Source organism: Arcanobacterium canis (genome assembly GCF_029625435.1).
GTDB lineage: Bacteria > Actinomycetota > Actinomycetes > Actinomycetales > Actinomycetaceae > Arcanobacterium > Arcanobacterium canis.
In genome coordinates, this window is the sequence record NZ_CP121208.1 from 1408008 (window position 1) to 1429419 (window position 21412).

The following is a 21412-nucleotide window of genomic DNA, read 5'->3' on the forward strand; positions in this document are numbered from 1 at the left end:
ACGGACGAGGTTCCGAGGTTGCTGGAATTCACTGTAGCAAGACGTGCCCGGCGGCGCAGGTTCGTTGTGTTCGCCGACGCTGGCAGCGCGGGACTTTACACCTAGACGTCCTGGGAAAACCCCTCAAGCCTGTAATTTGTTGCAATCTATGCCTCAATTTTTCATCGGGCAAAAGTTCATTTTCTATATCGCGGCAGGTATTGTGGAGCGTGGTAATCGCGGAAAATTTTTTCCGCCACCTCGTCCTTTGAAAAGGAGCAACATGTTCGATTCCAACCTGATCGGCACGCAGGTGCGCGCGGTCTCAGGCCGCAATCCGATGTCAGGCACCTCGATGGAATACTGGCAGGCACTGGCCACCACCGTTGTCGCCGCTCTCGCCGACAACTGGCAGGCCACGGAAGAGCGTTACAACGCTTCCCGTATGCAGCATTACTTTTCGGCCGAATTCCTCATGGGCCGCGCACTGTACAACAATCTCTCCAATCTTGGACTCGTTGAGGATGCGCGCACAGCACTCGCAGATCTGGGACAGAACCTCTCCAACGTCCTCGAAGAGGAGCATGACGCTGCTCTCGGAAACGGTGGCCTGGGACGCCTGGCGGCCTGCTTCCTTGACTCCTCCATCACGCAGGATTTCCCGGTTCGCGGCTACGGCATTCTCTATCGTTATGGCCTGTTCAAGCAGTACTTCGAGAACGGTTTCCAGGAAGAAGAGCCTGATTCATGGATGGAAGAGGGCTACCCCTTCGTCATCCGTCGCGAAGAAGCTCAGCGCCGTGTGAAGTTCGACGACCTCGAAGTGCGCGCCCTGCCCTACGACATGCCGATCACCGGCTTCGGCACGAAGAACGTCGGAACGCTTCGCTTGTGGAAGGCTGAGCCGATCAACGACTTCGATTACAACGCTTTCAATGCTCAGGACTTCACCGGCGCAATCGTTGAACGTGAGAAGGTCTCCGATATTTCCCGCGTGCTCTACCCCAACGATTCCTCCTACGAAGGCAAAGTTCTGCGCGTTCGCCAGCAGTACTTCTTCGTTTCCGCATCGCTTCAGGCAATCGTGGAGAACGAGCTCAAGCAGTACGGCACACTCGATGGTTTCGCTGAGCACAACTCGATTCAGCTCAACGACACCCACCCGGTGATCTCGATTCCGGAGCTCATGCGTATTCTTCTCGACGAGCACGGCTACACCTGGGAAAAAGCCTGGGAGATCGTGTCAAACACCTTCGCTTACACGAACCACACGGTTCTGGCTGAGGCTCTGGAAACTTGGGAAGTGTCGATCTTCGCTCAGCTCTTCGGCCGTATCCTGGAGATCGTCAACGAGATCGATCGCCGTTTCCGCATTGAGCTTGCCGAGGCTGGCTACGACCAGGGCAAGATCGACTACATGGCGCCGGTTGCTGACGGCCGCGTGAAGATGGCCTGGATTGCGTGCTACGCATCCTTCTCGATCAACGGTGTTGCCGCGATCCACACTGAGATCATCAAGCGCGACACCCTCCACGATTGGCACGACATCTGGCCGGAGAAGTTCAACAACAAGACGAACGGCGTAACCCCGCGTCGCTGGCTCCACCAGTGCAACACTCGCCTGTCGGCACTGCTGACCGAGCTTTCGGGCTCCGAAGCGTGGGTGAAGGATCTGGACAAGCTCGCTGACCTGGCAAAGTATGCCGACGACGAGAGCGTCCTGGATCGCGTCAACGAGATCAAGCACGCCAACAAGGTTGATTTTGCTGCGTGGATCAAGAATCGCCAGGGCATCGAGATCAACCCTGAGGCGATCTACGACACGCAGATCAAGCGCCTCCACGAGTACAAGCGCCAGCTGATGAATGCGCTCTACATCCTCGATCTGTACTTCCGCATCAAGGACAACCCGTCCATTGACGTTCCGCCGCGCGTGTTCATCTTCGGCGCGAAGGCTGCACCGGGCTACGTCATGGCGAAGGCAATCATCAAGCTGATCAATACGATCGCGCAGATGGTCAACGACGACGCCGATGTGGCTGGCCGCCTAAAGGTTGTGTTCGTCGAGAACTACAACGTGTCCCCCGCTGAGCACATCATCCCTGCCTCGGATGTTTCCGAGCAGATTTCGATGGCCGGTAAGGAAGCTTCGGGCACGTCGAACATGAAGTTCATGATGAACGGCGCACTGACCCTGGGCACGATGGACGGCGCAAACGTGGAGATCGTGGACGCCGTCGGCCACGAGAACGCCTACATCTTCGGCGCTACTGAAGAGGAGCTGCCGCAGCTCAAGGCGAACTACAACCCGGCTGAGGTTGCTGCTGGCACCCCAGGTCTGCAGCGTGTGCTTTCGGCTCTCGTTGATGGCACTCTCGACGACGGTGGCACCGGCCAGTTCGCAGCAATCCACAAGTCGCTCTACGAAGGCAACGGCTGGGATGGCCCGGACATGTACTACGTGATCGGTGATTTCGCTTCGTACCGCGAGGCGAAGGACCGTATGGCGGCTGATTACTACGCAGATCGTCGCGCATGGGCGAAGATGGCGTGGATCAACATCTGCGCATCCGGCCGCTTCTCCTCGGATCGCACGATCCGCGATTATGCACGCGAGGTGTGGAAGCTGACCCCGCAAGCGATCTGATCGAGGCACCGTCGGCAAGTGTGCTGACATGTTGTAGTGGTGGCTAGGGAAGAAAATGACCTAGCCACCACTGTTCTTTGCTTCGGGTCTCGTGAAGCACGGGTCGTCTGCCGTCAGAGCACGCGCGTCATGAACAGGTGCATTCACCCTCCGGGCATCCACCGGTCAACAGAAGGCCCTTGTAACGTTTCGCTTCGATTGGTTCGCCGGCGTTCCAGAGCATTGGCACGAGGGATCGAATAACTTCGGGGATATCGTCGCCGGTGAGTGGCACGTGGAATTTGCTCGCTTGGACATCCGGTGTGTACACCAGGAGGTCTTCTCCGACGAGGAGGCGTCCACCGTAAGTCCACCAGCGTGGACCGGAGTTGAGTGCAGTGAGAACGTTGAATACCTTGCCAACGGTTCGCTCGTGGAATTCAGCATCGTCATCCGCAATGGCATCATCATCCACCGTACACACGTTTTCGATTTGGACCAGACGGAGCATCGCATCCCCGATACATGCGTGAATCACAGACGACCCGTCACCAAGGTTGTGAACAAGTACGTCACCGACGGGGAGCACTTCGGGTTCTTCCGTGCGAATACTACTTAGCGCACCAGCAAGGCGCTCCACGATCGCGTCTTCGTTGAGGAAAACAGAGAGCGTGAGTCCCTCATAAGGTTTTGCAATATCCATCCATGGCACAAGTTCGGCACACACATTCGAGTCGTACCAAAACACCGCAGCGCGATCCGACTCAGGCGACAACACGTGGAACATCCCCGGAGGAAATTCCTGCTTCTGCGCATCAGGCGAGACCGGCCAGGGTTGGAAACCGATGTTGAACTTTGGGGTGTCAGCCATTTCTCCTCCTGGATTGCCGAAGTCGAGTTGTTGAGAGATTTTCTCAATATGTGACGAGGCTAGTCAATCCACGTGACAATGGCGCACGGTTAACGACGCTGCCACCGAGAAAACATCGGGTACGAGACCCACATCTCCGTTCCCCTTGCGGGGTATAGTTTTCGTGATGCTACCATCCACTTAGTGCTCTTTCGCCACTTTCCAGAGGAGATCTCTATGCCGCCTCTTTCTCCGACTCAGCGCAAGAGCGCCGCCCGCAAATTTTCACAAAAGTGGTTTGGCCGCGGCTACGAGAAGGGCGATACTTCCTCGTTTTGGCTTGAGTTGCTCGGCGATGTTATCGGGATGGACGACGTCACAACCAACGTCCGCTTCGAGAAGGCAACGAACGCGCACGGCTATATCGACGTCACAATCCGCGACGCGAAGACCGTGATCGAGCAAAAGTCGCTCGGCGTCGATCTCGATAAACCGCAGATGCGCCAAGGCGTGATGGTCACGCCGTTTGATCAGGCGAAGCGGTATGCGGATTCCTTGCGCAATTCAGAACGCCCGGACACAATCATCGTCTGCGATTTCGACCGTTTCCGTATCCACGACCTCGACGATGAGCATCCTGCACAGAGCTATCTTGAGTTCCGTCTCGCCGAGCTACCTGAGCAGCTCCATTTGTTGGATTTCCTCATTGACCCGCAACTGATTCGCCGTCGTCGCGAAGAGAAGGTTTCCCTCGACGCAGGCCAGCTTATCGGCCAGCTCTACGATATGCTGCGCACGCAATACCTGGATCCCGATTCGCCGCAATCGCGCCACTCGTTGAACGTGCTGTGCGTGCGCCTGGTTTTCTTACTTTTTGCCGAGGACGCCGGATTGTTCGCAAAGGACTCTTTCTACCACTATTTGGAGAATGCGCACCCTTCGTACGCGCGCACGGCGCTCAAGGAACTTTTTGTGTATTTGAAAACTCCCGACGCCAATCGCGATCCGTACGCCTCCGATCTGCTCAAGGTGTTTCCGTATGTCAACGGCGGACTTTTTGAGGCAGACGTCGAAATTCCGAATTTTTCGCAGGAAATCCTTGATTTTCTTCTGCGCGACGTGAGTCAAGGGACGGACTGGTCCGGGATCAGCCCAACGATTTTCGGCGGCGTCTTCGAATCGACTTTGAACCCCGCATCGCGCCGCGCAGGCGGTATGCATTACACGTCCCCGCAAAACATTCACAAGCTGATCGATCCGCTTTTCCTTGACAGCCTAAAAGCAGAACTGAACGAAATTTTGAACGCACCGAACGTAGGTGATAGCAAACGACGAGGGCTGCTTGAACAGCTCCACAACAAAATCGCGTCCCTACATTTTTTCGATCCCGCCTGCGGCAGCGGTAATTTTTTGACCGAAACATACATCCAGCTGCGAAAGCTGGAGAACAAGATCCTCTCCGAGCTGCAAAACGATCAGGGCGTGCTCGCTTTAGATGATTCAATTTCTCCGCTCAAGGTTTCACTCTCGCAGTTCCACGGCATCGAGATTAATGATTTCGCGGTCAACGTGGCGAGAACAGCGCTCTGGATCGCCGAGCTTCAGGCAAACGCCGAGGCTGAGAGCATCGTGTACGGCAAGGTTCAGGATTTTCCGCTCGCTGACAAGGCGAACATTGTTCATGCCAATGCTTTGCGCACCGATTGGAGTAAGGTCATTCCGCCCAGCAAGTGCGACTACATTATCGGAAATCCACCATTCATCGGATATTCAAATCTTTCCGCCGAGCAGAAGGAAGACCGCCTTCGCATCATGGGGAAGGCTGGCGGCGTGCTTGATTACGTTTCATGCTGGTTCAAACTTGCTGCTGATTTCATGCAAGGTTCAGGCACGCAGGCTGCTTTGGTGTCCACGAACTCTATTACGCAGGGTCAGCAGGTGGAGCCGCTGTGGAAGCCATTGTTCGACGCCGGCGTGACGATTAACTTCGCACACCAAACTTTCGTATGGTCAAACGAATCGACCGACGCTGCGCATGTTCACGTCGTGATTGTGGGGTTTGGCTACGAGCACTGGGAACGCAAGACGCTCGTTACGTACACCGGTGAGGGTATCAACGTCGATCATCCGGCGAACATTAACGCTTATCTTGCGCCCGCCCCAAACGTTTTCGTGACGAAGCGGTCGAAGCCGCTGTCTTCCGTTCCTTACATGGCGAAGGGGTTTCAACCTACTGACGGGCAAAACCTTATTCTCGAACCAGAGGAACGCGATCATCTTCTCGATGTTGAGCCACAATCAGCGAAATGGATTCGTCCATTTTCCATGGGGCAAGAATTTATCAACGGCAAGGACCGCTACTGCCTGTGGCTGGCAGACGCCGCGCCTGCTCAGCTTCGGGATTATCCTGAGGTGTTGAAGCATGTTCGCGCCAATCATGAGTGGCGACTAACCCAAGTGAAAACTGGAGACGCTTACAAACTGGCAGACCGTCCGCATCTACTGAGGCCAACATCAAAATTTAAAGACGGAACGTATATCGCAATTCCTGTCGTCACATCTTCTCGGAGAAAGTATATTCCCTTCGGCTTTGTAAATAATGGAATGATTCCTGGAAATCAAATTTATTTCATCCCTACAGATTCTCGGTTTATCTTTGGAATCCTGATGTCGCGAGCACACAATGCGTGGATGCGAATTACTGCTGGCCGTTTAAAGAGCGACTATAGATACGCGAACACGCTGGTTTACAACACCTTCGTCTTCCCCGATCTCTCGCCAGCGGAAGAGTCCATTATTACGCAAGCTGGACAAGCTGTTCTCGATGCGCGCGCCCTGTACCCGAAAGAGACACTCGCGGATCTCTACAATCCAGACAACGAATGGCTCTACCCCGAACTGACCAAGGCTCACAAGGCCCTAGACGCCGTCGTCGAGAAAGCGTACGGGCTCTCGCCTGGCCTAGATGAGCAAGCCGTCGTCGCCCACCTCTTCAAACTCTACAGCGAAGCCACCAAAGCGTAGCAGCGTGAGAAGATGCGATGAGGAAACGAGGCAACCCTAGCGGCGTGATCGTTCATTCGAGGAAAACCCAGACTACCTCATGGTATCCGGTCTACAGTGTCACAAAACAGACCAGGTATGCAAAAAAGCTAAACACAATTTCGATAAACCTCTGTTTTCACTCAGATTCTGCGCGTAATATCTCCAATATCTGATACATCAGAAAGGAATAGAGAAAATGAAAAAATGAGCAGTGTCAGTTTTATCTGCCATAGCGCTTAGCTTTTGTGTAACAATGCTCCACATAAACGTTGCACAAGCCGCCCCTGTGGGATTTGCTCCTTGCCCTGGAGGAACTATTTGCACCACTGCTCTAGGGAAAATGACGCCGAAACAGATCTCACAATCAAGAGCTTGGGGTAAATGTTTAGCAGCTCTGGGCGCAGCCGGTATTCCTGCTGTTGGGCTGCCGCTGTCACGAGTGCTAGCCATTGTCGGGCTAACAGGTATTTCGGGTTGCGACTGGAAAGCAATTTCAGGAAAGTAACAGAACTGATGAACAAATTTCTTATCAGCACGATTATCAGCATGTTGTTTATTATTGCTCTAGGCTGGGTTTCAGCAGACTTGGTATGGGCATCACGTGTAGCTTTTACTATTGGTCTTGCAGGGATTGTGATCGCTGAGTGGGATGCCAGAAAAAGAAAAAGTTCACAGCTCCAAGGAAAATTTCCTCACTGATTCTACTTTCCTAAGCTTACTATTAGTTCACCGTACAATTGGAGAAATTTCAAAAGAAAAATCTCATCTCAGTGCAGTTTGTTCTACGCGGGAAAGTATTTCTTGAGTTTGTTCTGGCATATCAGAGATATGGAGTTTCCACCCTTGATCAGAGATTGGAGTTTCGCAATTCACAAAGACTCGCGGGGTTCGTTCAACAATCACGCTTTCGTATCCAAAGTTGACTACTGATGGTTGTCTGTACTCAACTTTGGCCACAAAGCCCAAGTGGGTGCATCGCAAACCACTGCTGGGTTCACTCCTACAAGGATCTTGCACCCAACTGATACCCACCGAACATCAGTACCAAGTTAGAAGTTGCTATTCGCAATACTCGGCAGATAAGGATCCCTGCAAGCGCCCAAACAGAAAATCATAATGGATCGCAACGATGAGTGTTCATTCCTCCCACCCTCTGGTATAGCGAATACGCTGAATTCACAGCCAACGCCCTTTCCCGGACCCACCTTAATAGGAATTCTCCGACCATCCCGGTGGATGAAGCGGTACCGTGTTCAGCCAATCCCTCGTAACAAACAATGCTCACATACTGCGAGCCGTGGTTTGAATGGTGAATCAGACCTATTATTTCCTTGGCACACACAATCGCCTGGTTCACTGCTTACAGCGGTAGTGCCTCGCTGCACATCGAATCTAATAATGCCCAACCCACACTTTTGCGGGAAAACGCATTAGTTACAAAGGTGGCACACACGCCCCCTTGCGTGTCCTGGCATTCGCGCTGTTCGCAACCCACATCCTGCTTAGATTTCGCATTGCTCCTGACATCTGTCATGTATTTTTTGTGACGCCAGGTGATGGTATTGCTCGCAAGCACTGAGCAAGAATAGAGACATGAACCAACAACATATCATCGATGCCACCGAGGTTGTGAAATCCTTCGGCAGCACCCACACCACCATCAACGCACTTGACGGTGTATCTTTCGCATTAAAGCGCGGCGAATCAGTGGCTTTGCTCGGACCAAACGGTGCGGGAAAAACGACTCTGATCGATATCCTCCTCGGGCTGACAACTCCAACTTCCGGCACGCTCATCGCCTTCGGATTGGCTCCGGTTGAAGCAGTGAAAGCTGGAAAAATTTCGGCAGTTTTACAATCGGCGAGTTTGCGCCAAGATTTAAAAGCATACGAAGTCATCGAGTACATCGGCTGTGCTTATCACAAATCGATCGATGTGGATTCGGTACTTGCCCAGGTGAATCTGGAGTACGCGCGTGGACGGTACATCAAGAAACTTTCAGGCGGCGAGCAACAACGGTTGCGATTTGCCTTGGCTCTGCTTGCCCAACCCGAGCTCCTGATTTTGGACGAACCGACCACTGGTTTAGATACTACTGCGCGGGAAGAATTCTGGTCTTCCCTCACTCAATACCGCCGCGATGGAGGCACGGTATTGTTTGCAACGCACTACCTGAAAGAAGCGGAGCAATTTGCAGATCGTATCATCATGCTCAACCGCGGGCATGTCATTGCCGACGGCCCGACGAACGAAGTCCGAAATATTGCTGGAATCAGACACGTGAGCGCGCGGGGTGCGTTGAGCGACGAGCAACGTGCGCAGCTCACGCAACATTTCAACGCTCGTTTCGACGGCGACGTTATCCACATTGCCCATGCACAGTCAGATGCCGCAGCGAAGATGCTGCTAGATTTTGGCGCTCACGATCTTGAGATCGCATTGCCGGATCTGGACGAGGCTTTTAAGACGCTCCTTGCGAAAGAAACTGCTACCGGAAAAGCTACGACCAACCTCACCCTGAAAGACCGATCATGATTGCTATTGACCTCAAATCTTATCTGCGAAGCCCCGAGAACATCTTCTACGCCGTCGTCCTCCCCATCGGTTTGTATATCGTGTTTGGCGCGGTACAAAGCTATGGAAAATTCCCGTTAGGGCACGGCAACGTCAACGCGATGGTGCTGATCAATATGGCTCTTTATGGCGCCGCAACTGGAGTGGTCGGTTACGCCGGAACGGTGGCGATGGAACGGGTGAACGGCTGGGGTCGTCAGCTCGCGATTACGCCACTGCGTGACACCCACATGCTACGCAACCGCGTCGTCGTCGCTCTCGTGATGGCAGCACTCCCCCTGTTTGCACTGTTCTTCGTGGGGCAAGCAATGGGTGCGCAGGCGCCATTGGCACGATTGGCAGCCTCGTTTGTGTTGATCGCCGTGTTGGTCACAAGTTTCGCGCTGTACGGGCTGGGCGTCGCATTGCTCCTACGCTCCGAGACGGCGGCATCGATCGCAGCGGGTTTGCTGGTGGTTTTCGGCTTTCTCGGTAACATTTTCTCCCCGTTGGGTGGCACGATGCTGACTATCTCAAAGTTCACTCCTCTCTATGGAATTGGCGTACTCGCGCGAAATCCCGTCACAGGCGGAAATGCTTCAACAATGAATGGCACTTTTTATCACGAATCGTTAAGCCTCGCTATGGCAAACTACGTGGCGTGGACAGTCCTCTTCGCAGTGCTCGCGCTGTGGGGATTACACCGATCCCGAAACCGCTGACGGGAAATCAATAACTTCCATTCCCTGCTGATCTCTTAACCATCCCCCACTGATCTCGAAACACGCTCATGAATTATTTCAAACACTTGACGAAGGATGAGATCGTCCCCCTCGTCATGTCCTATTTTTGGTTAACCCTGCTCATTCCCTCAATCGTTTTCATTTTTTGTAGCGATTTGGAGATGCATCAGCGAGTCCTGGGTTTGCTCGGAGAGGCTAGCTTCATTGCGATCTATGTGTATTTGTTCGCTAAGGCAATTATTTTCAAAGCAGAGATGAAAGTGCGCAGCGGCGTCGCAGTTGGCGTGATTCTGGCACTTATTGCAATGAGTTTGTATCCAATCATTGGATGGCAAGCGTTTATCTACCTCAACTTTGTGTTGCCGGTGTGGAATTTTCGGGTACCTTTGCGTTTAGCAATGTGGTTGGGCGGAGTGCTTATTGCTGCGGCCACCATTTTTCTGATTTGGCTGGGAGAAACTTCATGGGGGTATATCTTTAGCGCGATCGGAGTTTTTGTGATCACTGCAGGTACACGATTCTTAGAAGATGTAGGCGATCGGCAAATCCAGCTGCAAGCACGGCTCGCGGTGCTCGAAGAACGCGATCGGATGGCTCGTGACATTCACGATCTGCTTGGCCATTCCCTCACTGTGATCACCTTGAAATCTGAGCTCACCTCACGGCTCCTTGAGAAAGATCCGGCAGCAGCGCGCGCTGAGTTAGCGCAGATTTCCACTCTCTCGCGAGAAGCGATTGCTGAAGTGCGCGCAACTGTTGCGGGCCTGCGTGAGCGAAGTTTAGACCAAGAATTAAATGATGCCCAGGTAGCCTTGCAACAATCCGGAATCGCGGTGAAGGTTATCAACGACGGCGTTAGCACACGTTTTGAACAGCTCTTCGCATGGATTGTGCGTGAATGTGTTACCAATATTATTCGATATTCAGATGCTAGTAAGGTAACTATCGAAATCTCGGAATGTGCGCTACAGATAAACGATAACGGGCGCGGATTCCCCGATTTTTGCGACAACGTGCGGTCTGACGTCACGCCTCCTCATGCGGAGCGTAACCCATCAGTTTCTGCTGGTGACGCCGGTACGTTGCGCTCAGCTGCAGGCAACGGTCTTCGTGGGATCCTCGAACGCGTGACTCTCGCTGGAGGTCACGTACACTTTTACAATGACCCCGGCGCTACAGTCACTGTGGAAATGATGGCGCACGCCCTACCAAATCGCGGCCTCGACTGATGAACGGAGCAATTCAATGATCAAAGTTCTCATTGCTGACGATCAAGCAATGATCCGCGGAGCATTCGCGGCTTTGCTTTCTTTCGAGGATGACATTCAGGTTGTTGGCGAAGCCGCGCGCGGGGATGAAGTTGTCGCAGCGGTAGAAAAATTTACCCCCGACGTCGTCCTCCTTGATATTGAGATGCCTGGACTCAGTGGTATCGACGCAGCCAATGAGCTCCTTCGTCGTTATGGGGTGCGAGTCTTGATCGTGACAACATTCGGGAGAGCCGGGTACGTGCGCCGCGCCCTGGACTTGGGTGTACATGGATTCATTTTGAAAGACGCACCTGTCGAGGAGTTACTACAAGCGATTCGTGATGTTTATGCCGGAGGTCATGTGGTTGATCCTTCACTAGCAACACAGTCTTTGTTCGCTGGGACAAATCCTCTCACCACACGTGAACAGGAGGTGTTACGCGTTGCACTGACGGGATTGCCGGTTGCAGAAATTGCACAACGCGTCTTCCTGACGCCGGGAACGGTTCGTAACTATCTCTCGTCGGCGATCGGCAAGACGGGAGCGACGACACGGATGGAAGCTGCGCGCATCGCACACAGCAACGGCTGGCTCTAATGATTTCATCAAGATTCTCGCGGGTTATAGCGAAGTGGTCCGGGTTTTGTTCTGTTTAGGCGGATGGGGAAATCTGGCCCACTTCAGCCCGCCGTGTCCGAGCCGTAGAAACCTTTACAGCGTCTTGGACTGTTGATGAAAACGGATCAAAAATTAACACTGACGACAAAATTTATGGTAAACGCATAATTCAACAGTGTTTACTCACGGTGAAGGCAAGAAGATGATTCGTATTATCGTGGCTAACAAAACCGGAAACATTATCACGGTAACGGAAAGCTGAAACTCATGCATCTAACATATGACAGAGAAGCCGACGCTGCTTATATCACTTTCGGTAAAAGCATTGAACCAAACGAGGCGTCTTCGCAGGTATCATTCATTGAGACCCCTAACGGGCAAACACAAGTGACGATAGATGTTGATAGCGAAGGATACCTTCTCGGGATAGAGATACTCTCAGCCTCAGCCGGTTTACGTGAAGATATTCTGAATGAAGCGTGTCATCTCTGATCGTTGCCAAATAGTGTTTTCTTTAAAAACCTCTAGGTAATTTAAAGTATGACTTTCTGGTGTTTTTGCAGGTCTGGTAGCCGTGGTCACGCGATCAGCTCTGGTTACAGCTTCTTTTTTCGGGGCGACGTCGTCTGATCGTCTGGTGACGGAGCGTAACGCGATGCAAATGCTGCTGTGAGGGTAATGCATTTCCTCAGGTGATCCGCAACGGCCGTGACGAACTCATCGGCTTGCCTCAAGCGATGCGCTCTGGTTAGGCGTCATCTGCCGTGGTATTCCGGGGGTGACGTCGGTAGAAGTAGTTGGTGAAGAAGATGACGAAGAAGCCGATGAACACGCCGTTGAAAAACATCGACCAGCCCCACTCGGTGACGGGAAGAACGAGCTCTTTAGTGGCGAACAGCAATCCCAGCGGGATGCTCATCACGGCGTCAAGAATGAAGCCACGTGCTCCCGTCACCGTTGTGGCAAGAGAACGCACGCCACGATAAGCCGCCACATAGATCACGCACACCACTACGAGGAACCACAGCGAAAGATCCACATGCCTGCTGATTGCCTCAACTCCAAGAGCAGTGACAAACGCACCGCCGGCAAGCAACGCAAGCGTCAACACACGTGATTTCCAATCCGAGTTCGGCTTCATCCGCAACATCACCTCCAGCCCGTTCAATTTTACATGACGAACCAGCCCCCGGTAACAGCGAAGAATCCTGCACATTCAGCACCGTTCGAGAATTCGAAGGGCTAACGGGGGAGCTAAATGGTGCGTCGTGAAGAAGCTTGAAGTCTGAGCTGATGCGCTGGACATACTTCGTCCGGTTCACCTTCACTGAATCTGGTGCTCAGTGAGTCGTTTCTTCACGCAGCTTCAACCCGGCGAGGGGCCCTGCAAGCCTCGAAAAAACTCCGCGCCCCACCATAAGTCTACATATGGCAGAGCTTTACCTATCTGGACCCAAAGTGAACGCAAATTTCTGTCATACCCTCAGGTAAAATATCAACGTGAGTATTTTTAACCGTAAGAGCAAGCATTCGTCGACGGCGCCGGGCAACCCGTTTGGCGTTCCTCACCCGGCTCCGTTTGCACCGGTTGGCCGAATCCCGATCGTCGATATCTTTCCTTCCCTCGCCGGCGGAGCATGGCCAGTGAAGGGAACTGAATACGAAGCTTTCCCCGTTCGCGCCACAATTTTCCGTGAAGGTCACGATCTTTTCGCTGCCGAAGCAGTCCTCGTCGATCCTGCAGGCAACATCGCCCAACGCGTGCCGATGATCGATATTGCACCTGGCCTGCGCCGTCATGAAGCCTGGCTCACCCCAACCACGCCAGGAAAGTGGAGCTTCTATATCAGCGCATGGTCAGATCCGTGGGCCACGTGGCAGCACAACGCCCAAATCAAGCTCGCAGCCGGTCAAGACATCGAGCTAGTTTTCCTTGAAGGTCGTGAACTCCTTGTGCGCGCAGCGGCGAGCGCACCGGTGTCGTCAGGAGAACACGAAACGTTCCTTGCCGCGGCCGATGCCGCAATGAACACCTCAGCAAGCGCAAACGAGCGTTACGCAAGTGCCACAAACCCTTCTGTTATCGAAGCTTTGAAGTCCTACCCACTTCGCGATTTCGAAACGCACTCTGCCCTGTTCCCTGTGGCAGTTGACCGCGAACGTGCACTCGTAGGCTCGTGGTACGAGATTTTCCCACGTTCGGTCGGTGCCACCCAAAACCCTGACGGCTCGTGGAATTCGGGAACCTTACGCACCGCCGCGCAAGACCTCGATCGCATCGCCAACATGGGATTCGAGGTTGTCTACCTCACCCCCATCCACCCAATCGGAACCACCGCACGCAAGGGAAAGAACAACTCCCTCACCGCTCTCGAAGGCGAACCCGGCAGCCCCTACGCCATCGGTTCTCCCGACGGCGGTCACGATGCGATCGATCCGAATCTTGGCACCTTCGAAGACTTCGATGCCTTCGTTTCCCGTGCTCATAACCTCGGGATGGAAGTCGCATTGGATCTGGCGTTGCAGTGCTCCCCCGATCATCCGTGGGTGAGAGAGCATCCGCAGTGGTTCACCACCCGTGCAGATGGCACGATCGCATACGCAGAGAACCCACCGAAGAAGTATCAAGATATCTACCCGCTGAATTTCGACAATGACCCCGAAGGTATCTATCAGGAAATCGTACGGATCCTCGAACTGTGGATTTCACATGGAGTGACGCTTTTCCGCGTAGACAATCCACACACCAAGCCGGTCGCCTTCTGGCAGCGTCTGCTCGCCGAATTCCGCGAGCGCCATCCGAATATCATTTTCCTTGCTGAAGCCTTCACTGTGCCGCCAATGATGCAAACTCTCGGAGCGGTTGGCTTCCACCAGAGCTACACCTATTTTGCGTGGCGCAATGAACGTGGCGAATTCGAGGACTACCTGCGCGAGCTCGCTAACGAATCAGATTCACGTCTTCGCCCTGCATTCTGGCCAACCACGCACGATATTCTCACGCCGTACATGCAAAACGGCGGGCGTAATGCTTTCATGATTCGTGCGATCCTTGCAGCAACAGGCTCACCCACCTGGGGAATCTACAACGGCTACGAGCTGGTCGAACGTGAACCGCGCCCCGGATTCGAAGAACAGATCGACAACGAAAAGTACGAGTATAAGCCTCGCAATTATGAGGCTGTGCGCCGCAACGGAATCCAGGATCTCCTCACGAAGCTCAATGACATCCGTTCGCGTCACCTCGCGCTTCGCCGCCTACGCAACGTCCACATCAACGGCTCCACCGATGAGAAGATCGTGTCGTTTACCAAGATCGCACGTCGCAGCGAAGTTGCTCACCCGCAAGCAGCGAGCCCCAATAGCGCGCACCTCGTTGGCGCTCCTTGGCCCGCCGTCGTCGAACCGAATCCGAATGACATCGCCGACGCAGTGATTGTGGTTGCCAACCTCGATGCTTACACGGCCCGTGCGGCCATTCTCCAACTCGATCTGAGTGTGTTTGGAGCGCGCTCACGCGGGGATGAGCCTGTGCTCGAAGTGACCGACGAGCTCACAGGTGAAACCTACTATTGGAATGACCACCCGTTCGTTCGTCTCGATCCTTCGGATCGTCCCGCTCATATCCTCTCTGTGAAGGTGATGAAGTGACCTCCAAAATAACGTTCCCATCAACTCAGCGCAACGGATTGGACAGTGATCCCGAGTGGTACCGCAGCGCCGTCTTCTATGAGGTGTTGTTGCGCGCGTTTGGCGACACCACAGGATCAGGCGTCGGTGATCTCAAAGGCTTGACTTCGCACCTCGACTACCTTGAGTGGCTCGGAGTGGACTGCATCTGGATCCCTCCTTTCTACCCCTCCCCGATGCGCGATGGCGGATACGACATCTCTGATTACAAGAACGTCGATCCGATTTATGGTTCACTGGATGATTTCCAGGCTCTCGTCGATGCAGCACACAAACGCGGTATCCGCATCATCATCGATCTCGTGATGAACCATACCTCGGATGCTCACCCATGGTTCCAGGCATCGCGCACAGATCCGACCGGGCCGTACGGTGACTTCTACGTCTGGGCAGACACCGACGAGGGATACTCCGATGCGCGCATCATCTTCGTGGATACCGAAACGTCAAACTGGACTTACGATTCTGTGCGTGGCCAGTACTATTGGCACCGGTTCTTCTCCCACCAGCCTGATTTGAACTATGAAAATCCCAAAGTTCGCGAGGCCATGTTTGACATGGTGCGTTTCTGGGCACGCATGGGACTCGACGGCTTCCGCCTTGACGCAGTCCCGTATCTTTTCGAAGAAGAGGGCACGAACTGCGAAAACCTCCCGCAAACACACGCTTTTCTCGCTGATCTTCGAGCAATGATCGATTCGGAATTCCCCGGAACGATTCTTCTCGCGGAGGCGAATCAGTGGCCAGCCGACGTCGTTGAGTACTTCGGTACGGAGGAACGCCCTGAATGCCATATGTGTTTCCACTTCCCCGTGATGCCACGTATTTACTACGCGCTTCGCGACGAACGCGCACGCGCTATCCGTGACATTCTGCGCGACACTCCCCAACCGCCTGCAGGTGGCCAGTGGGGAACGTTCCTGCGCAACCATGATGAGCTCACTCTCGAAATGGTGACAAATGACGAACGTATCGCCATGTATGGCTGGTACGCCTCCGACCCACGAATGCGCGCCAACGTCGGCATCCGACGCCGCCTGGCACCTCTGTTAGAAAACTCGCGCCCACAGATCGAGTTGGCGAATGCGCTGCTCCTCTCCCTCCCAGGCAGCCCGTACCTGTACTACGGCGACGAAATCGGGATGGGCGATAATATCTGGCTTCCAGATCGCGATTCCGTGCGTACTCCAATGCAATGGAGCCCTGATCGCAACGCCGGTTTCTCCGACGCCGATCCGGGCAAGCTCTATCTCCCCACAATCCAATCACTCGTCTACCATTACCAGGCGATCAACGTGGAAGCGCAAGTTGCGCAGCCCAACTCACTCCTTCACTGGAACCACGACATCCTCGCAGTTCGTGATCGTTACCCGGTGCTCGGAAGTGGCGATTTCACACTGCTCGATACGTCCAACGAATCTGTATTGGCATTTCTCCGCTCAAACGGTGACCAAGTTGTGCTGTGTGCAATGAACCTTGCCTCCACGCCACGTTCAGTCACGGTGGATGTCCCCGGCTACGAGGGGTGGCAAAGCTGGGACACATTTGGAGGCGGAGAATTCCCGAGCATCACTGATCGTGGTGAGATGACGTTGACGCTCTCTGCCTGCGATTTCTTCTGGCTCGAATTGACCAATCCGGCAGCTTCGCAGGCTCCAATCGCCCCTGAAGAAGCCGATCTCGACAATCCCGGTGTCGGACAGGCATTCGACGCCGCAACCGGCGAGTTACTTGAATGAGGGGCACACGGCTCAGGCATTTGCTTGAGCCGTGTTCTCTTATCAAAAACATCCAACGAATTTAAAAAGCCATACTCCTGAAGGAGGAAAATATGGACTTCCATCAAGGAACAGAGTCCTGGCAGGATGCCACATTAATCGAGAACATCATGCGTCAGGCCCGTTGGTATCGCGGTCATAACCCGCATGTCGAGTTCGGCCCATGGGCGCAAACGGGCAACACCAGCGCGTCAATTATTCTCCAGCTCGTTCAAAGCGAAGGGCTAGTCTATCAATTACCCCTCTATCTGACAGCTCCCACCGCTGCCGACCACGAATTGCCCGGTTACATTGGACCAGCAGGAAATCTCAGCGTTTTCGACGCAACAGAGCATCCCTTCGGTCGTGAAGCAATTTACGAAGCGATTCTTGGCAATGTCACATGGGAAGGTCCTCTTCCAGTTGGCGCTCACACCTTGCGAGGGAAATCGGCACAACTTCCGCAAGTCGCTGAGTCGCACAAGCTCTCGTCTGAACAGTCCAATACGTCAGTGATCTACACCTTCGCCGCTCACACTTGTGGAAAAGTTTCTCCATTCACCGCAAACGCTGAAAACACAAGCAGCTCTGAAAGCGCAGGAATCATCATCAAGTTGTTCAGGGTCGTCGATTTCGGCAAAAACCCCGATGTCGAGCTTATGGAAGGCCTAGAAAAGCTTGGCACACGGGCCATACCACGCCAGTACGGCTCAATTTTTGCCGACGCCGATGGTCATATCGATCTCGGAGTGGCCGCTGAGTTCCTTGCAGGTTCCGCCGATGCATGGCAGGTTCTCACTGCCCAGGCATCCAGTTCGTCGGACCTCGTTGATCGATCACAGATCGTTGAGTTGGGTTCCATGACACGCGATATTCATCATGCTCTGCGTCAAGCTTTTTCAACAACGCCGGTGACTGATGATGTCAAGACACAACTTCGCCATGTTTGGCAGGAACGCCTTGAGCAGGCAGTCAACGACGCTCCCCAACTTCGTTCTCAGAAGAAAGCCATTGAGTCAGTTTTTGACTCTGCATTGGCAGGTCAGTGGCCTCAGCTTTCTCGAATTCATGGTGACTTCCACTTGGGGCAAGTTCTGCGGTCCCCTAACCGAGGGTGGGTTGCACTGGATTTTGAAGGCGAACCACTACGATCTCTTGAGTCCCGTCGGCTCCCAGATCTGCCACTGCGCGATGTCGCAGGAATGTTACGTTCTTTTGACTACGTTGCCGGCGCCACCGGCGTCGGCGGACAGTGGGCAACGCAAGCACGTGCGGCGTTCCTCGAAGGATACGGACCTGTCTCAAGCCAAGAACTACTCGACGCTCTCGAGCTTGACAAGGCGCTGTACGAAGTGAGTTACGAAGCTGCATCGCGCCCTGACTGGATCCACATTCCTCTTTCTGGAATCGAAAATTTATTGCACGGAAAGTGAAATAGACGTTGCCTGGCGAACCACAATCGGATCGCCAGGCAAAAGTCCCGAAACAGATTTTTGCATAGCGCAAGCAGCACGAAGAATCATGATTCTTCGCTGTCCCACCTAGGCACTCGATGCCTAACTCGGGCACAATAGTGGTAAGTATTAACGCGACTCCCCACGAGGATGTGGGCAACGAAAGAGTGAATTATGGTTCAACCGATTGATATCTCATACGACGTTCTCGACGCCGTTTCCAATGGTTTCCATTATGCGCCCCACGATGTGCTCGGACCGCATATCGAAAATGGCAAACTCACCATTCGCGTTTTGCGCCAACTCGCTGACTCCGTCACGATTATTACGGCGGACGGTGAGTATGAGGCGACCCATGAGTTCAACGGCATCTGGTTCGTTGTGATCGATACCGATACCATTCCGGACTACAAGGTTCGGGCGATGTACGGCGATCTGGAAACCGTCACTGACGATGGCTACCGTTTTCTCCCTTCACTGGGTGAAATGGATATCTACCTTTTCGCCGAAGGACGCCACGAGCAACTGTGGAAGATCCTTGGTTCGCACCTGGTCAGCTACGACACCACACTTGGCCCAGTTGAGGGCGTCACCTTTGCAGTCTGGGCGCCCAGTGCCAAGGCAGTTCGAGTTGTGGGAGATTTCAACGCGTGGACGGGCAATCGTGGCGCGATGCGCTCGCTCGGTTCTTCAGGTATCTGGGAAGTATTCATCCCAGGAGCAAAGGAAGGCGCCCGCTACAAGTACGAAATTCAATATCAGGATGGCTCGTGGCACCAGAAGGCTGACCCGATGGCACGCCGCACCGAGGTACCGCCGTCCACCGCCTCAATCATCACAGACACCCACTTTACGTGGAGCGACGAGGAGTGGCTTGACCAGCGCGGCGCGACTGACCCACATGCTGGGCGCGTTTCGATCTACGAAATGCATGTTGCTTCATGGCGACCCGGCCTAGATTACAAGGAATTGGCTGAGCAGCTGATCGGACACGTGAAGTATATGGGCTTTACTCATGTGGAGTTTATGCCACTCGCTGAGCACCCATACGGGCCGTCATGGGGTTACCAGGTGACGGGCTACTACGCGCCATCGGCACGCTTCGGCGATCCTGACGGTTTGCGTTACCTCATCAATGAGCTTCACAAGGCAGGTATCGGCGTCATTATGGATTGGGTTCCTGCCCACTTCCCCAAGGACGAATGGGCACTGGCCCGCTTCGACGGCACCCCGCTATACGAGGATCCGAATCCCTTGCGCGGCGAACACCCTGACTGGGGCACGTACGTGTTCAACTTCGGCCGACGCGAAGTACGTAACTTCCTCGTTGCCAACGCTCTGTACTGGCTCAAAGAATTCCACTTGGATGGTATCCGCGTGGATGCCGTGGCATCGATGCTGTATCTCGACTACTCACGCAAGGACGGCCAGTGGGAGCCAAACCAGTACGGCGGCCGAGAAAACCTCGAAGCGATTTCCTTCATTCAGGAAGCGAACGCCACCGCTTATCGTCACTGCCCTGGCATCATGATGATTGCCGAGGAGTCAACCTCGTGGGGCGGCGTGACGGCAATGACTGAAACCGGCGGTTTGGGCTTCGGCCTGAAGTGGAACATGGGCTGGATGAATGACACATTGCGTTACTTGGCAGAAGAGCCAATTAACCGACGCTGGCACCACAACGAGCTCACGTTCTCGCTGGTGTACGCTTTCTCGGAGCACTTCGTTCTTCCGATTTCCCACGACGAAGTCGTTCACGGCAAGGGTTCGCTTTACACAAAGATGCCTGGTGACCACTGGCAAAAGCTCGCAGGTATCCGCCTCCTCTTCGGCTACATGTGGACACACCCTGGAAAGCAGTTGCTCTTCATGGGCCAGGAATTCGGGCAGATCCACGAATGGGATGAGTCCACCGGACTTGAGTGGTGGCTCACCGATGACAAGGGCCACGACGGCGTTATGAGTGCGCTCAAGCAGCTCAACGAAGTGCAGGCTGCACATCCGGCTCTCTACGACGATGATTTCACTCCTCATGGTTTCGAGTGGATCAATGGCGGAGACGCTGACCACAACGTTCTGTCCTACCTGCGTCGTTCAAAGGACGGATCCGACGTGGTAGCCGTCATCTGCAATTTCGCTGGCACTCCTCATAACGACTACCGTCTTGGCCTGCCCGAACTGGGCACATGGGAAGAAATTGCCAATACCGACGCCGTCGAATTTGGTGGCAGCGGAGTGGGCAACTTTGGAGCCGTCGAAGCTGAGGCTGTGCCGTGGGACGGTCGTCCATTCTCGGCACGAATCCAGGTGCCGCCCTACGGCGTCGTCATCCTGACCCCGCAAAAGTAACGTCACAGACATAAATTCGCCACAAGCGCGAACACGTCAATGGGGGCATTGCCAAGATAGAAATATTGGCAATGCCCCCATTCGCGCTGACTGTCACCTTCGCGCTGACTGTCACCGGACTTCAGCCGCTGTGAACACAGTGAGCACGGCTATTTTGGTTGAAGACGGAAGAACTCGATGATGAGATCTTTATTGGCTCCACGGTTGGTGTCTTTTCCAAAACCAGCTTTCTCTGTGTCCTCCTCACACTCTGCGGTCACCCCGAGAACAAGGAGAACCGCACTCGTGACAACAATCTTTCCCTTTTTTCGAAATACCGTTCATCATGTCACCCATGTTCCCCATCCCCCTTAGCAACGACAAACCCAATGTGATACACGCGTACTTTGTTCTTCAGCCCCGCAGGCGATCCCACATTCGCTCGGTTCGTGAAAGTGCCTCTACGCCTCCAGAAAGTAATGCCGGAAGCTCAGCGGAATATATTGGTGCGTTCGTCA

Annotated in this window: 14 protein-coding genes; 12 read left to right on the top strand and 2 right to left on the bottom strand. The window is 54.0% G+C overall.

Annotated features, from left to right (window positions below):
- The first annotated feature begins 262 nt into the window (after positions 1-262).
- On the top strand, positions 263-2626 hold the full coding sequence (locus P7079_RS06315; RefSeq protein ID WP_278012434.1) for a glycogen/starch/alpha-glucan phosphorylase: 2364 nt from the start codon (positions 263-265) through the stop codon (positions 2624-2626).
- 127 nt (positions 2627-2753) lie between these two features.
- Here P7079_RS06315 and P7079_RS06320 read toward each other — a convergent pair whose 3' ends face one another.
- A complete protein-coding gene (locus tag P7079_RS06320; protein ID WP_278012435.1) occupies positions 2754-3476 on the bottom strand; it encodes a hypothetical protein in 723 nt (240 codons plus the stop codon).
- Between the two features lie 216 nt (positions 3477-3692).
- Between P7079_RS06320 and P7079_RS06325 the strand changes: the two genes are divergently transcribed.
- The 7 genes from P7079_RS06325 (at position 3693) to P7079_RS06355 (ending at position 12157) form a co-directional block, all read left to right on the top strand.
- Positions 3693-6479, top strand: a complete 2787-nt coding sequence (locus P7079_RS06325; RefSeq protein ID WP_278012436.1) for a class I SAM-dependent DNA methyltransferase — start codon at positions 3693-3695, stop codon at positions 6477-6479.
- A gap of 534 nt (positions 6480-7013) precedes the next feature.
- On the top strand, positions 7014-7199 hold the full coding sequence (locus tag P7079_RS06330; RefSeq protein WP_278012437.1) for a hypothetical protein: 186 nt from the start codon (positions 7014-7016) through the stop codon (positions 7197-7199).
- A gap of 894 nt (positions 7200-8093) precedes the next feature.
- A complete protein-coding gene (locus P7079_RS06335; protein ID WP_278012438.1) occupies positions 8094-9035 on the top strand; it encodes an ABC transporter ATP-binding protein in 942 nt (313 codons plus the stop codon).
- Positions 9032-9775 (top strand): ABC transporter, encoded by a 744-nt coding sequence (locus P7079_RS06340; RefSeq protein ID WP_278012439.1) that lies wholly within the window; start codon positions 9032-9034, stop codon positions 9773-9775. Before P7079_RS06335 ends, P7079_RS06340 begins: the two co-directional genes overlap by 4 nt.
- Positions 9776-9843: 68 nt before the next feature.
- Entirely contained in the window at positions 9844-11025 is a 1182-nt protein-coding gene (locus P7079_RS06345; protein WP_278012440.1) for a histidine kinase, read from the top strand.
- A 16-nt stretch (positions 11026-11041) separates the two neighbouring features.
- Positions 11042-11644: a response regulator transcription factor gene (locus P7079_RS06350; RefSeq protein WP_278012441.1), complete on the top strand. Its 603-nt coding sequence runs from the start codon at positions 11042-11044 to the stop codon at positions 11642-11644.
- Between the two features lie 288 nt (positions 11645-11932).
- The gene (locus P7079_RS06355; RefSeq protein WP_278012442.1) at positions 11933-12157 is read left to right on the top strand and encodes a DUF2283 domain-containing protein; all 225 of its coding nucleotides are present in this window, start codon (positions 11933-11935) and stop codon (positions 12155-12157) included.
- A 256-nt stretch (positions 12158-12413) separates the two neighbouring features.
- On the opposite strand, the gene P7079_RS06360 is transcribed toward P7079_RS06355, so the two are convergent.
- Positions 12414-12806, bottom strand: coding sequence for a hypothetical protein (locus tag P7079_RS06360; RefSeq protein ID WP_278012443.1), 393 nt, complete (start codon positions 12804-12806; stop codon positions 12414-12416).
- Between the two features lie 365 nt (positions 12807-13171).
- Here P7079_RS06360 and P7079_RS06365 point away from each other — a divergent pair, with 365 nt between their 5' ends.
- The 4 genes from P7079_RS06365 (at position 13172) to glgB (ending at position 20915) form a co-directional block, all read left to right on the top strand.
- A complete protein-coding gene (locus tag P7079_RS06365; RefSeq protein ID WP_278013621.1) occupies positions 13172-15316 on the top strand; it encodes an alpha-1,4-glucan--maltose-1-phosphate maltosyltransferase in 2145 nt (714 codons plus the stop codon).
- Entirely contained in the window at positions 15313-17094 is a 1782-nt protein-coding gene (treS, locus tag P7079_RS06370) for a maltose alpha-D-glucosyltransferase (RefSeq protein WP_278012444.1), read from the top strand. Before P7079_RS06365 ends, treS begins: the two co-directional genes overlap by 4 nt.
- Positions 17095-17186: 92 nt before the next feature.
- Entirely contained in the window at positions 17187-18545 is a 1359-nt protein-coding gene (locus tag P7079_RS06375; RefSeq protein ID WP_278012445.1) for a phosphotransferase, read from the top strand.
- A 195-nt stretch (positions 18546-18740) separates the two neighbouring features.
- Positions 18741-20915 (top strand): 1,4-alpha-glucan branching protein GlgB, encoded by a 2175-nt coding sequence (glgB, locus tag P7079_RS06380; RefSeq protein WP_278012446.1) that lies wholly within the window; start codon positions 18741-18743, stop codon positions 20913-20915.
- The last annotated feature ends 497 nt before the right edge of the window (positions 20916-21412 follow it).